Genomic DNA, 13913 nt, shown 5'->3' with positions numbered 1-13913 from the left:
ATGTCGGTACTCGCCATCGACGTCGGCACCACCATGATCAAGTCGGTCGTCTTCGACGACCAGGGCGGCGAACTCGCCGTCTCCCGGCTCGCCACCGAGGTGCAGCGCCGCCACCCCGGCTGGGCCGAGCAGGACATGGACACCGTGTGGAACGCCGTCGTCTACACCGTCCGCACCGCCCTGTCCGCCCTCGCCGAGCGGCCCGGAGCGACCGACCCCGTCTGGCTGGTGACGTTCACCGCGCAGGGCGACGGGGCCTGGCTCGTGGACGCGGAGGGGCGACCCACCGGGCCCGCGGTCCTGTGGTCCGACGGGCGCGCGGGCGACATCCTCACGCGCTGGGAGCGCGAAGGCGTCCTGCGGGAGGCGTTCCGCCGCAACGGCTCGCTGACGTGCAGCGGCATGCCGAACGCCGTGTTCAGCTGGCTCGACGCCCACGACCCGGACCGCCTGGCCCGCTCCAGCGCCTCACTGACGGCGGCGGGCTGGCTGTTCCTCAAGCTCACCGGTGTCACCGCGATCGACGAGTCCGACGCGTCGGCGCCGTTCCTCGATCACGCGACCGGCGACTACGACCCGGGGATCGTGGACCTGTTCGGGCTCACCGACCACGCCCGGCTGCTGCCGAAGGTCCTCGGCGAGCACGAGCGCATCGCCGAGATCACCGGCGACGCGGCGGCCCAACTCGGCGTGCAGCCGGGCCTCCCGGTCGTGATGGCCCCGTACGACATCGCCTCCACCGCGCGCGGCGTCGGCGTCGTCAACCCCGGTCAGGCGTGCGGCATCCTCGGCACGACGCTGTGCACGGAGATCGTCCGCAAGGACGTCGACGCCACCGGGGAGCCGTCCGGCATCAACATCGCCTACCGCGGCCGCGAGCGCGTCCTGCGCGCCTTCCCGACCCTCAGCGGCGTCGAGGTCCTGTCCTGGGCCGCGCGCACCCTCCAGCTCGAAGGGCCGCCGGAACTGGGCGAGTTGGCGTTCTCCGCGCCGCCCGGAGCGAACGGTCTGATGTTCCTGCCGTATCTGTCCCCGGCCGGTGAGCGGGCGCCGTTCCTCGACCCGCGCGCCCGCGGCGCCTTCTGGGGCCTGTCCCTGGAGCACACCCCGGCCGACCTCGCCCGCGCCGTCTTCGACGGCCTCTCCCTCGTCGTCCGCGACTCGCTCGCCGCGTCCCGTACGACCGTCACGGAGCTGAGGCTGTGCGGCGGCGGCGCCAACAACGACGACTGGTGCCGCCTCATCGCGGACGCCACCGGAGTGCCCACGGCCCGCTCGGGCGACACCGAACTCGGCGCCAAGGGCGCCTTCCTCACCGGGCTCGTGCTCACCGGCGCCGAGTCCAGCATGCACAGCGCCGCCGCCAAGTACGTGCGGATGCGCACCAGTTGGGAGCCAGACCCGGAGCGCGCCCAGTTCTACACCGGGCTGTACGAGGAGTTCCTGCGGTGGCGGACGCTCGCGCGCGAGGCCGGGTGGACGGCGGCGACCCCCGGTTCCCGTACCACGTCACCCGGATCACCGCCCGGATCCCGCACCGCACCGCAAGGAGCCCCCCGTGCCTGACCCCGCCCCCCATCCGCCCCGCGGCCCCGCCGGGCTCCCGCCCGAAGCCGTCTGGCTCGGCCTCGACCTCGGCACCCAGAGCGCCCGCTGCGTCGCCGTCGACTCCGCGGGCACCGTCCTCGCCGCCGCGTCCCGGCCCCTGACCAGCCACCGCGACGGCGTCCGCCACGAGCAGGACCCCGAGGAGTGGTGGACGGCACTCACCGTCGCCTGCCGGGAGGCCACGGCCGCGCTCGACGAACCCGCCCGCGTGCGGGGCCTCGCCCTCGACGCCACCTCCGGCACCCTCCTGCTCGCCGACGGCCGGGGCGGCCCGCTCACGCCGGGCCTGATGTACGACGACGGGCGCGCCACCGACCAGGCGGCCCGCGTCAACGCGGTCGGCGGCGCCGTCTGGGGAGAGCTCGGCTACCGCTCCATGCAGGCGTCCTGGGCGCTGCCCAAGCTCCTGTGGCTCCTCGAACACACGCGGGCTGCAGCGTGCCCGGACGCCCGTGTCCTGCATCAGCCCGACCTCGTCACCTGGCGCCTGGCCGGACGTCAGGTCGCGAGCGACGCCAGCCACGCCCTGAAGACCGGCTACCACCTCGTCGACGAACGCTGGCCCGCCGAGGAGTTCGCCGCGCTCGGCGTGCCCGCCCGGGTGCTGCCCGACGTGGTGCGCCCCGGCAGCGTGCTCGGCACCGTGTGCGGGGCGGCCGCCGAAGCAACCGGCATCCCTGAAGGGACCGCGATCGTCGCCGGGATGACGGACGGCTGCGCCGCGCAGATCGGCGCGGGCGCGCTGGCGCCCGGCGCGTGGAACTCGGTGCTCGGCACGACGCTCGTCCTCAAGGGCACGAGCCCGCACCTCGTACGCGACCCGGGCGGGGTCGTCTACTGCCACCGCGGCCCCGGCGGCACCTGGCTGCCCGGCGGGGCGTCCAGCAGCGGAGCGGGCGTGCTCGCGCGGGAGTTCCCGGGGGCGGACCTCGCGCGGCTCACGGCGGCCGGGGCCGCCCTGGACGGGGACGCGGTCGCGTACCCCCTGGTGTCGACCGGCGGCGAACGCTTCCCGTTCCGGGCGGCGGACGCCACGCCCTTCGTCCTCGGCACACCGCGCGGCGAGGCCGGGCTCTTCCACGCCCACCTGCTCGGCGTGGCCTGCGTGGAGCGGCTGTGCCTCGACTACCTGGACCGCATCGGCGCGCCCGTCGACGGGCCGCTGACCTTCACGGGCGGCGGCGCGCGGAACGCCTACTGGAACCAACTGCGCGCCGACGTCCTCGGCCGGGCGGTGCGCGTGCCCGAACAGGCCGAAGGAGCCATCGGCATGGCCGTCCTCGCGGCGACGTCGAGCGGCGTGCCCGTGCGGGACGCGGCCGACGCGATGGTCCGCCCGGGCGCCGAGATCCGCCCGGACCCGGCACGGACGGCCCGCTGGACACCCGTCTACCTCGGTTTCGTCGACGCGCTCGCCGCCCGCGGCTGGCTCGCCCCGGAGGTCGCGGCCCACGCACGCGCGCGGGCACACCGGCCGCAGCCTGCGGCACGCGGGGCGGTGACGGAGGCAGAGCACCGAACCGAGCCGGAGGCGGACCACCGATCCGAGTCGGAGGCGGACCACCGATCCGCGCCGGACGCAGGACTCGGAGCGGTGACGGAGGCAGACCACCGAGCAGCGCCCCGCGCAGACCACCGACAAGCAAGAGGAACAGCGCAGTGACCCACGTCATTCTCGTACGCCACGGCGAGACCGTCTGGCACGACGGCAACCGCTACGCGGGCCGCACCGACGTCGCGCTCACCCCGCGCGGCCGGCTCCAGGCCGCCGAACTCGCCGCCTGGGCGGCCGGGCAGCGCATCGACGCGGTGTTCAGCTCGCCGCTGTCGCGGGCGCGCCTGACGGCGGCGCCCGCGGGGGAGGCGCTCGGGCTCACGCCGCGCGTCGACGAACGGCTCAGCGAGGTCGACTTCGGCCGAGGCGAGGGCCTCACCCGGGCGGAGATGCGCGACCGCTTCCCCGGCGAGCTGGACGCTTTCCTCGACGACCCCGTCGCCCACCACCTGCCCGACGGCGAGGACCCGCGCGAGGCCGCGGCGCGTGCGAGCGCGTGCCTCGCCGACGTCGCCGCGGCCTTCCCCGACGGCCGCGTCCTCGTCGTCGCCCACTCGACGCTGCTGCGCCTGACCCTCTGCGACCAGCTCGGCATCCCCCTGAGCGAGTACCGCCGGGTGTTCCCGCACATGGACAACGGCACCCTCACCGAACTGCGGTTGTGCGACGGGCAGTCGTCGCTCCTGCGCTTCAACGCGCCGGCGCACCCAGCGCACTGACGCGGGGGCACCCCTGCCCTTCCGTACACCCAGGTCCCGTAACACCCAGGTCCCGTACGCACAGAAAGAAGCCCCCATGAGCACCACCGACCCCACCGGCGTCACCGTCCTGGCCGCAGGCGACCACTTCGTCCTGCCGCGCCTGCTCGGCGAGGAGGTCCGCAGGGCCACCGGCGGCGCCGTGGCTGTCCGCGAGCTGACCCTGCCCTGGCCGCACACGCCCTTCGGCCCCGTCGGGGAGGTCATCGAGGCGTCCGGCACCGAGGACGAGCTGATCGAGGCGCTGGCCGGTGTCGAGGTGTGCGTGACGCAGATGGCGCCGCTGACCGAACGCGTCCTCGCGGCCTGCCCCGACCTCAAGCTGATGTGCGTCAGCAGGGGCGGCCCGGTCAACGCGAACCTGGAGGCGGCGACCCGGCATGGCGTCGCCGTCTGCTACGCGCCCGGCCGCAACGCCGTCGCCACCGCCGAGCACACCCTCACGCTGCTCCTCGCGGCGGCGCGCGGCGTCGGCGACACGCACACCGACCTGCGCCTGGGGGTGTGGCGCGGCGACTACTACGACTACGACAACTGCGGCATCGAGATCGAGGGCGCGACCGTCGGCCTGGTCGGGTACGGCGCGATCGGCAGCCGGGTCGCGCGGATCCTGGTGGCCATGGGCGCCGAGGTGCTCGTCCACGACCCGTACGTATCCGCGGAGGCGCTGGCCGGAGTCGCCGAACAGGTCACGCTCGACGAGCTGTTGACGCGCGCCCGCATCGTCTCACTGCACGCCCGCGTGACCGACGAGACCAAGGGCATGATCGGCGCCGAGCAGATCGCCCGCATGCCGCGCGGCTCGGTCCTCGTGAACTGCGCCCGCGGCGCGCTCCTCGACTACGACGCCGTGTGCGACGCCCTGGACAGCGGACAGCTCGCCGGAGCGGCCTTCGACGTCTACCCGCAGGAGCCCGTCCCGGCCGACTCCCGCCTCCTGTCCACGCCCGGCATCGTCATGACCCCGCACATCGCGGGCGCCAGCCAGGAGGTCGCCCACAAGGCGGCCCGCATCGTCGCGGCGGAAGTCGGCCGCTACCTGCGCGGCGAGCCGCTGGCTCACTGCGCCAACCCAGAGGTCACCGTCAGCCGACCGCGGTGAACGCAGGGGGCTGTGCTTTACGGTATCTCTGTCCCTGAGTGATTTCCCCGGAGGCAGACGGAATGGCCGAGTTGATCAGCCGTGAAGTAGTGAGGGTGCCCGTCGACTACTACGGCCTCGCGGTGGAGGACTGGGACGACAGTCAAGTCCCGGTGCCGTTCCCTGAAGACTGGGAACAGGGCCCCTTTCTGACAGCGCATCCTGGGCGGCTGTCCTTCACCAGCGCGGGTCACACCCACAGCGCGACCATGACGATCGAAGTCTGGGACCAACCAGTTCCCGCGCCGCCCGGAGACTGGGATGAATCCGAACTCACCGAGATGCGCTGCACGTCCGGGCAGCTCCAGGCGCGCGGCCTCACCAGCGGACCGTGGCCCGACCCGGTACGTCTGCCCGACAAGCCCGAGACCTGGGCTGTCCGTGTCGTGTGCGGAGGCCGGGCCGAGGTTGCCGAGCAATCTCGGGACCGAGCGGTCGACGGAGTCGAGCGGTACGTGCTCCAGCTCTGGCCCAAGGCCTGAACCAGCAGGGCCGACGGCGGTATCCACGTATCGTGTCCACGCGCCGGCCCCGCCGGCCCGCTCAGGACGTGATCTTCATCAAGAAGCCGTCGTCCGGCCCATCGATCAGCCGGTTCTTGTCGTAGTACTGAGCGAGCAGGTTGCCTGCAGCACCGTTGGACTTCTTCGACAGCGCCTGCACACTGAAGTTCCTCTTATGGAATCGCGGGTCATATTCCGATGCAGCCGAACCCTGATAGGTGGTCTTCATCGGGTATTCGTCGCACTCTTTCCTGCCACCTTGGGTGTAGTCGTCACCGAAGTACTTCTTGCAGTTGTAGCGAGACCGGTTGTAGTTCGCCTGCTTTCGGCGTTCGTCCTTGAAAAGGCGAGTCAACGGATCGTCTGGGCTCCCTCCCGCGAGTTTCTTGTGAAGGTAAGGCGGCTGAGTCTGGTCGGGGCGCGTCAGTGCCCGCTTGACATGCTTGGCTACAGCACTCTCTGGAGCACTTTCCCTGGTGCTGTATATGAGTGCAGTCGCCACACTGAATATCGCGGCACCCTTCGCGCGATGAGGAAGGTACTTGGCCTTGTCCCAGCGCGGCGGCAGCATGAACAGGTCACCGCCGACAGGGTGCACCTCTCCCCACCCTGGCGGAGGAGTCGCCTTGATCGTGGGCTGATAGACAGCGAAAATGCTGTCGTCTGAACCGCTGGCACCCTGTCCCGCCGCCGCATACACCGTGTGCTTAAACTTCCCACCGTTCAGGAGTTGTGCCCAAGTCCGTTTCACGGGCATGGACGTTCCGACGCCGCCGTGCTTGTAGCGCACCCGGGTCGGCCAACTCTTCGCGATCTTCGCGTTGGTGCTGATGTTCATCCCCGGAGCGTTATGTACGCCCGTCGCCACGAAGTTGGTGAAGTGGTACACGACGGTCATCGTGCGGCTGTTCTTCGGAATCGTCCCGATGGCCAGCACCGTGAACGAACTCGCACCAACCGGTCGGCCACCGCGCAGCCACGCCGTCTTGAACGTTTTGCCCGAGCACACCGCGAACCGCGACCGGATGTAGAAATCCTTGCCCGCCAGGCCGCTCGTGCACTGCCGCGGAGTCATCGTGTGCGCAGGCTCCGGCAACGAAACCGCTGCCGCCGACACACCACTCCTGCCCCTCGCTTCAGACCCGCCCTCCACCTTCGTCGCCGAGACTTTCCCGGCCCGTGCAAGCGCCTCGCGCGCTGGCCCGACCGTCTCCCGAGGCAACGTGCCGTGCGTCGGCCTCGCCTCCTGAGAAGCCCGCAGTCCCTTGACTGCACCCGGCTTCCGCAGTTCGTCGAGATCCGGCAGCCTGCTGCCCACCGGCCCGATCGTCGTAATGACCTCCTGCTCTGGATCCTCCGATCCCCGAGCGCTTTCCAGCGGCGCGACCACCGATGCCAGTAGCGCAGGTATCAGTACCGCCGACAAGCGCAGACGCGATCTGCGCGTCCCGATTCTCTGCACAAGCCCCCCTCAATACGTGACGCCGCGACCACCTCACTGGCACGGCCCAGTCACACGTATCAAGGGAGCCCATCTATCCCAGCAACGGCACAACACGACTGGCGCGATCGCGACCGAGAATGGCGCACAGCACACCAGCACCCGCAGCTCCGAACAGCCCGGTAAGCGCCACACCTGCATCATCGTCGACCAAAGAAGACACCGGATGCCGGATACCGGACGGGACCCCGTCGAGGAAATACGTTCCAGTTGTCGGATGAGGCAGTGCCAGCGAAGTGACTGCGGAGAGCGGTGCCAATGATCCAACGGGTACGCGCCCTTGCCGCAGCCACATGCCGCCATCACTCTGTGAAGCGCGGACAACGCGATCCGCGACTGGGGGAGGGGCGGATGACGGAGCAGCCCGGCGACCACTTACGCCGAACAGGGCCCGCATGGAAACTGCTGCAGGACAAGATCCTCGTGCACACCAGAGCCAGCACCAGAAACGGCTTCAACCTGGCACGCTCCGCCAGTGAACACGACGGGATCATCCTCTGCGGCGCGGACGCACTCCCGGCCATTTGCAGCTTCCACCGCCAGGCACCCGGCCAGCGACTCCAACTCGCCGACCCCGACAGCTACGGCGACTACGCAACCCCCGACACCCCCTTCCGGCTCGCAAGCCACAGCCTCAGCGGGCAACAGTCCCTGTTCGAAGAAGACCAAGCCGAAGAACTCCGCAACAGTCAGCAAGGACAGTTGTACAACGGGGCCACAGCCAGTCTCACCCCCACCCGCTACATCCGCGCCGGAGACCGCCAGACGGTAGCCGCAGCCGCCCAGGCCGCGTGGGGTCTCGACTCCCAGCGGACCATCCTCACGCTGCCACTCGACTACCAGTGGCTGCGCGAGCCCGGTGACCTCGACTACCTCATCGCCACCCTCGCCGACCTGCCCCACATCAAGGCAATCGCCCTCGGCGCGGCACGGAACCCACTGGCCACCAGAGGCACCGTCATCGCACTACGCAAACTGATCACCAGCCTTGAGCGAGTCGCCCTCATCCGCACCGACCTGGCCGGCCTGGACGCCTATGCCCACGGAGCCCTCTTCGTCTCCATCGGCATGCAAACACCGATGAGGCACATCCGCCCGCCCGGCAGCACAGGGCCACCCATGCCGAGGAAAAGCAACGTCACGACGATGGTGCTTCACCCGCAACTCATGGACTACTTCAGGGCCGACACGCTGCGAGATCTGTACGGCAGACTGCCAGGGCCCCGCTGCGACTGCACCGTCTGCACAGGGCGCAGCCTGCTCCGCTTCGACCACAACCTCAGCGATCAAGAGGAAGCCAACCGGCACAACAACGCGACCTGGCTTCCCTGGGCCGACCACCTGCAACGCACCGAACCAGGACCCGACCGGCGCTCCACCTGGCAGCATCTCTGTTACGACGCACACAACGCCCACCAAGAGCTCCGCGAACTCCTCTCCGGGCCCGGAGCCCTGGAAACTCCGCGCTGGCTCAGGGTGTGGGCAGGAGATCCCGACTAGCGCCGAGCAACTGTCCGTACACCTGCTCGGCGAACAGCCAGCCCGCGGCCGTGGGCGTGAAACGCAGCGACGACCGAGGCGCCACCATCAACTCCGGTGCCTCGCCGTCGGCCGCACGGACCACACCCAAGCCGTACACGCCGGCCTCGATCACCATCAGCTCCGAACCCGCAGCTGGACCATCCAGCCACACCGCCGACGGGGTGTACGGACCGAAACGGCCCGCCCGCTGCAGAGCAGGCCCGCCAGGCCGGTGCGTTCGCGTCACCGCCAGATCGACCTCCAGCGGAGCCACCAGACGACGCACCAGTTGCCCCTCACTTTGCTCCACGGTGTTCTTCGGACAACGCCGCAGCCGCATCTGCTCCCTCGCTGTCAACGACTCCACAGGCACCGGCAGCCCGGCAGGCAACTGCATCAACGTGTCCAGTACGGACATGTCCAGCAACGGCGCCACACCCTCACGGGCGCGACGCCCCACCTCCGCCGAGTTCAACCGCACAGCCAGCACGGCCTTCACGCCCCGCGCCTGCACCTCGGTCACCGTCGTCTCCGGCAGCAGCGAGCCGTCCGCCACCACCTCACACACCTGGCGCGCACGCGCACCAGCAGAAACCAACCCGGACATGGCAACCTCAGCTATCTCGACGACACGTGGCACAGAACCACGACCACCCACGAGCCCCGGCAGCTTCATGGAAATCCGCGACACACAAGCCCCAACCCCGCTAAGCCCAAGGGCGTCGTGATGCCCGTACTCGTGCTCATCGTGGTTGGGGCTGCCGCCTACTGGAAGGTGTCCCAAGGAGACGGTCTGGTGCTCTGCCCCTACCAATCTGCCCCTCACCGACAGTTCAGTTGGCGGGGGCGGCCGATGTCGCTGGTGTGGGGTCGCTTTGGTATCCAGCCGTTCCTTCAGCGTGCATGGGCAGATCACTTGATGGCTCGGACGTCGCGACTAGCCTGGTCCGGCCTGTCGTTGCGCCGTAGCGCCTTGAGGTTTTGGGCGGGGTAATAGCCCGGAGCCTCACGCACTGAGGCTCCGGCCACCGCCGGACCCACCCCCGTCCCCATTTGACCCCGGGAGAGAACCCTCATGGCCCCCTTCACCCGTCGCAGAGCCCTGGGCACCCTCGGTGCCGCCTTCGCGGTCGTCGTCGCCGCGCCCCAGCTCGCCCACGCCGCCGACCGGTCGCCGTCCGGCCGGTCCGGGCGGCTCCCCGCCGGGGAGGCCGCAGCCCGCCACCCGCGTCCCCGCCCCCTCGCGCAGGCCCACGCGCACAACGACTACGAGCACCCCCGCCCCCTCCTGGACGCCCTCGACCACCGCTTCACCAGCGTCGAGGCCGACATCTTCCTCGTCGGCGGCAAGCTCCTGGTCGCCCACGACCCGGAGGACCTGGACCCGACCCGCACTCTCGAATCGCTCTACCTCGACCCGCTGGCGGAGCGCGTCCGCGCGAACCACGGTTCGGTGTACCGGCGTTGGCACGGCGAGTTCCAGCTCCTCATCGACATCAAGACCGAGGGCGCGTCGACGTACCGCGAACTGGATCTGCACCTGCGCCGCTACCGGCACCTGTTCACCACGTACGCGTACGGCAAGGTCCGCCGCTCCGCCGTCACCGCCGTGATCTCCGGTGACCGCGCGGCCCGTGTGCCGATGGAGGCGCAGCGGGTCCGGCACGCCTTCTACGACGGCCGTCTCGCCGATCTCGGCACCGCGGCGCCCGCCTCGTTCATTCCGCTCATCAGCGACAACTGGTCGCTCAACTTCACCTGGCAGGGCGTCGGTCCGATCCCGCCCGCCGAGCGCCAGAAGCTGCGGGACATCGTCGCCAGGGCCCACGGGCGCGGGCAGCGCGTCCGCTTCTGGGCCACTCCCGACCTGGCGGGCCCACAGCGCGAGGCGGTCTGGAGCGAACTGCTCGCGGCCGGTGTGGACCACCTCAACACCGACGACCTCGCGGGGCTCCAGCAGTTCCTGGACGCGCGCGGAAGGTAAAGGTAACGGCCGCTCCTCCGCTTTCCCACGGAACCACCCGTCCGGCGGACACACATCTCACTCGGACAAACCCTCCGCTACGCCACACTTGCCGCCGAAAGTCGTGATTCCGGCGTGGCGGAGGAGGTCCGTGATGGCCGTTTCGATTTCCGTGGGGCTGCTGCTTCTGATCCTGGCGGTGGTCGTGCTGCGCCACGGCCGGATGAAGGTGTCGCACGCCGTCATCTGCGGCCTGCTCGGCTTCTACCTCGCGAGCACCAGCGTGGCGCCCACGATCCACAACGGCATGACGGCGACGGCGGACATCGTCAGCGGCATCCACCCCTGAGTCCATCTTTGAATCCGCCGCTGACGTCCGGGCCCGCCGGGTCCGGCGGTGCGCACCCTTCCCGCCTTCCTGGCGTGATCGTTTCGGTCCCGTGAACAACTCCCGTGCCTGCATGGACACTTCAAGGGGGCGGCCCTAGCTTCGGGCCATGCCACGCCTTACCCGAAGTAACCGCGGCCGGGCCCTCGCGCTGTGCCTCACCCTGACGGCGGCCGTCCTGCCGGTCCTCGCCGCCCCGGCACACGCCGACGAGATCCCCAACGCCCCCGGCCACCGGCTCGTCGCCCCGTACACCGGACAGCCCGTCCCGGCCCGCCCTGTCCCCGGCGACCCGCCGCCGCAGCACCCCCGCCTCGCCGCCAACGGCCGCAGCGGCATGCACGCCGACACGGCGGGCAGCGGCACCTACCCGTGGAACGGCCCGCTCGGCCACCAACCGCGGGTGACGAGCGAGAAGATGGCCGCGCTCGGCGGGGAGTGCGCGACCGTCACCTTCGACAAGGACGGGCGGATCGTCACCGTCTGCGGCACGTTCTCGGGCTTCCTGGTGAAGCTGCTCGACCCGGGGAGTCTGCGCACCCTCGCCGAGTACAAGCTGCCGCAGCGCCCCTCCACCATTGAGGCCATCACCCGGCTCGACTTCTCGAAGATCTTCAAGGACACGTCCGGCGGCGCCTACTCCTACCTCGACGACGAGGACCGGCTCGTCCTCGCGGACTCCCGCCAGCACATCGTGCGGCTCGCGCACGAACGGGCCCCCGACGGCACCTGGCGGTTCGTCGTCGAGAAGGACTGGGACCTGACCGCGCACGTCCCGCACGACTGTGTGTCGTGGACCAACCTGTACCCCAGCGGCACCTGCGACCCGGTCACCTCCGTCATGCCCGACTGGGACGGCCGGATCTGGTGGGTGACCCGGCAGGGCCGCGTCGGCACCGTCGACCCGGACAGCGGCGCGGTCCGCTCCGTGCGGCTCGCGGGCGAGGAGATCCAGAACTCGTTCTCCGTCGCCGAAGACGGCGTCTCGATCGTCTCCGACCACGCCCTGTACAGCTTCGAGGCCGCCGCCGACGGCACCCCGAAGGTCCTCTGGCGCCGCACCTACGACCGCGGCACGGGCACCAAACCCGGCTCGGTGAACCAGGGTTCGGGCACCACGCCCGACCTCTTCGGCTCCGACGAGGACTACGTGGCCATCACCGACAACGCCGACGACCGCATGCACGTCCTCGTCTACCGCCGCGACCCGGACGTGCCGGAGAACCGCCGTCTGGTCTGCCAGGTCCCCGTGTTCGGATCCGGCGCGTCGACCACCGACAACTCCCTGATCAGCCACGGCAACAGCCTCGTCGTGGAGAACAACTACGGCTACGAGAACATCACATCGCTCACCTTCGGCCGCAGCGTCGTCGGCGGCGTCAGCCGCGTCGACGTGCGCGCGGACGGCAGCGGCTGCGACACCGTGTGGGAGAGCCCCGTGCGCTCGCCCTCCACCGTCCCCAAGCTGTCCACCACGAACGGGCTGTTGTACTTCTACACGAAGGAACCGAACCGCCTCGGCATCGACGCCTGGTACCTGACCGCGGTCGACTTCCGCACCGGCGAGCCCCGCTGGAAGCGGCTCACCGGCACGGGTGTCGCGTACGACAACAACTGGGCGCCCGTGACGCTCGGCCCGGACGGGACCGCGTACGTCGGGGTGTTCAACGGCCTGGTGGCGGTGCGGGACGGGACTCCGTGACCGGGTGCGCCCCGCACCCGTGATCAGGCGGCCTGATCCACCAGGCAGGCCTCAGCCGCGGGAGAACACCGCGATGCCGTTGGGGACCGGGCGTTCCGCGCCGCCGCTCGGATGGTTGCGCACCGAGACGGCGGGTGCGCCCGGCTCCCGCGCGGCGAGCGTGCTGGAGCCGCCGCCGTCCAGGCTGAAGCCGTCGTCGGCGCCGAGGGCGCGCAAGGAGGCGGCGACCTCGGCGATCGTCAGACCGGCGCGGAACTCGGGGGCGCCGTCCAGGGCGACGAGATACAGGCGCCTGCCGTCGGCGGAGATGCCCGCGGAGGTGCGCACCGCCGCGACCCGGTCGTCGAGTCCGGGCAGTGGCGCGCCGTCGCGCAGGAGCGGGTAGCCGCCGAGGGCGAAGCTGTACGGGACGCGTGACGCCGCCGCGACCAGACGGTGGCGCACCCGCACCGGGTCGCCGGGCGACAGCTTGCGCAGCTCCTGCGCGCCCGCCTCGCGGCCGACGAGAACCGTGGTGCCCTCGGCGATGGGGCCGCGGCCCGGCGTGTCGGCCCGGCCCACGACCCGGCCGTGACGCACCGTCACCTCGTAGGTGTCGGTGCTGCAGGGCGCGCCCCGGTCGGTGTCGGTGCCGCAGGTGGCCCGCACGCGCGAGGTCTCGCCCCAGACGTTGGTGAACGCTCCGATGGAACCCTCCGCGAGCGCGTACTGGTTGAGGCCGCGCAGCGGCAGGCGGCCCGACGGGGTGTGGATCCGGCCGTCCAGGGTCATGCGGTCGAGCCGGGCCCTGCGGTCGATGCCCACGCCCAGGACGTCCTCGGTGGTGGTGCCGGGCGGCAGCGCGGGGCCGAAGCGCTGGCCGTTGGGGACCGCGGCCTTGAGGTCGCGGCCGGAGGCGATGGCGGGGCCGACGGGCGCGCCGGTCGCCTCCACCCCGGGGTGCTGGGTCTCCGTGATGTTGAAGAAGTCGCCGTTGACGCCCCCGACGGCCCCGGCGCCGTCCGCCATCGCGGACACCGGCTGCCGGGCGCCGACCGCGCCGGGGTGGAGCAGCCCGAGGCGGACCCGCGGATCCCGCAGGTCCACCTCCAGGACGTGGGCGTGGGCGGGGCCGCGCGGGGTCGGGATGTCGAAGTCCCGGTACTCCACCCCGGGCGCGATGCGCGTGCTCTTCGCCGTGTCGTCGCCGGAAACGCCGCTGGGCGGGGGCGCCCCCCGGGGGGGGGCCCCCCCCCCCCGGGGGCGTTACAAAAAGGGCGGGCCGACCCCCGGA

The 13913-nt window shown here is 71.1% G+C and carries 12 protein-coding genes; 9 read left to right on the top strand and 3 right to left on the bottom strand.

The genetic code is table 11. From position 1 onward, the window contains the following. The 5 genes from ACFVHO_RS07625 to ACFVHO_RS07605 all read left to right on the top strand — a co-directional run bounded on the left by ACFVHO_RS07625 (position 1) and on the right by ACFVHO_RS07605 (position 5544). The gene (locus ACFVHO_RS07625; protein WP_385711535.1) at positions 1–1566 is read left to right on the top strand and encodes an FGGY family carbohydrate kinase; all 1566 of its coding nucleotides are present in this window, start codon (positions 1–3) and stop codon (positions 1564–1566) included. Continuing rightward, the gene (locus ACFVHO_RS07620) at positions 1559–3271 is read left to right on the top strand and encodes an FGGY-family carbohydrate kinase (protein WP_385711238.1); all 1713 of its coding nucleotides are present in this window, start codon (positions 1559–1561) and stop codon (positions 3269–3271) included. The genes ACFVHO_RS07625 and ACFVHO_RS07620 overlap by 8 nt, the downstream gene beginning before the upstream one ends. Then, entirely contained in the window at positions 3268–3882 is a 615-nt protein-coding gene (locus tag ACFVHO_RS07615) for a histidine phosphatase family protein (RefSeq protein ID WP_385711236.1), read from the top strand. The genes ACFVHO_RS07620 and ACFVHO_RS07615 overlap by 4 nt, the downstream gene beginning before the upstream one ends. A 76-nt stretch (positions 3883–3958) precedes the next feature. Next, complete coding sequence (locus tag ACFVHO_RS07610) at positions 3959–5023, top strand: 2-hydroxyacid dehydrogenase (protein ID WP_385711234.1); 1065 nt, start codon at positions 3959–3961, stop codon at positions 5021–5023. 62 nt (positions 5024–5085) lie between these two features. Further along, positions 5086–5544, top strand: a complete 459-nt coding sequence (locus tag ACFVHO_RS07605) for a hypothetical protein (RefSeq protein ID WP_385711232.1) — start codon at positions 5086–5088, stop codon at positions 5542–5544. A 61-nt stretch (positions 5545–5605) separates the two neighbouring features. Here the strand turns inward: ACFVHO_RS07605 and ACFVHO_RS07600 are convergent, their stop codons facing one another. Next, positions 5606–6991 carry a hypothetical protein gene (locus tag ACFVHO_RS07600; RefSeq protein ID WP_385711230.1) on the bottom strand — a complete coding sequence of 462 codons (1386 nt, stop codon included), beginning with the start codon at positions 6989–6991 and terminating at the stop codon, positions 5606–5608. A 426-nt stretch (positions 6992–7417) separates the two neighbouring features. Here ACFVHO_RS07600 and ACFVHO_RS07595 point away from each other — a divergent pair, with 426 nt between their 5' ends. Next, entirely contained in the window at positions 7418–8566 is a 1149-nt protein-coding gene (locus tag ACFVHO_RS07595) for a hypothetical protein (RefSeq protein WP_385711228.1), read from the top strand. Here the strand turns inward: ACFVHO_RS07595 and ACFVHO_RS07590 are convergent. Then, entirely contained in the window at positions 8538–9263 is a 726-nt protein-coding gene (locus tag ACFVHO_RS07590) for a hypothetical protein (RefSeq protein WP_385711226.1), read from the bottom strand. The two genes, ACFVHO_RS07595 and ACFVHO_RS07590, sit on opposite strands and share 29 nt — an antisense overlap. Before the next feature lie 399 nt (positions 9264–9662). Between ACFVHO_RS07590 and ACFVHO_RS07585 the strand changes: the two genes are divergently transcribed. From ACFVHO_RS07585 to ACFVHO_RS07575, 3 genes are all read left to right on the top strand, one after another. Beyond that, complete coding sequence (locus tag ACFVHO_RS07585) at positions 9663–10571, top strand: phosphatidylinositol-specific phospholipase C/glycerophosphodiester phosphodiesterase family protein (protein ID WP_385711225.1); 909 nt, start codon at positions 9663–9665, stop codon at positions 10569–10571. A 133-nt stretch (positions 10572–10704) separates the two neighbouring features. Next, positions 10705–10899 (top strand): hypothetical protein, encoded by a 195-nt coding sequence (locus ACFVHO_RS07580; RefSeq protein ID WP_190119224.1) that lies wholly within the window; start codon positions 10705–10707, stop codon positions 10897–10899. Positions 10900–11047: 148 nt separating this feature from the next. Next, entirely contained in the window at positions 11048–12640 is a 1593-nt protein-coding gene (locus tag ACFVHO_RS07575) for a hypothetical protein (protein ID WP_385711223.1), read from the top strand. 51 nt (positions 12641–12691) lie between these two features. Here the strand turns inward: ACFVHO_RS07575 and ACFVHO_RS07570 are convergent, their stop codons facing one another. Continuing rightward, a complete protein-coding gene (locus tag ACFVHO_RS07570; protein ID WP_385711533.1) occupies positions 12692–13801 on the bottom strand; it encodes a phosphodiester glycosidase family protein in 1110 nt (369 codons plus the stop codon). Positions 13802–13913: the final 112 nt, after the last annotated feature.

The sequence above is a fragment of the Streptomyces sp. NPDC127108 genome (assembly GCF_042677545.1).
GTDB lineage: Bacteria > Actinomycetota > Actinomycetes > Streptomycetales > Streptomycetaceae > Streptomyces.
The sequence above is the reverse complement of the archived record's forward strand: the minus strand, read 5'-3'. Positions and strand labels throughout refer to the sequence as shown.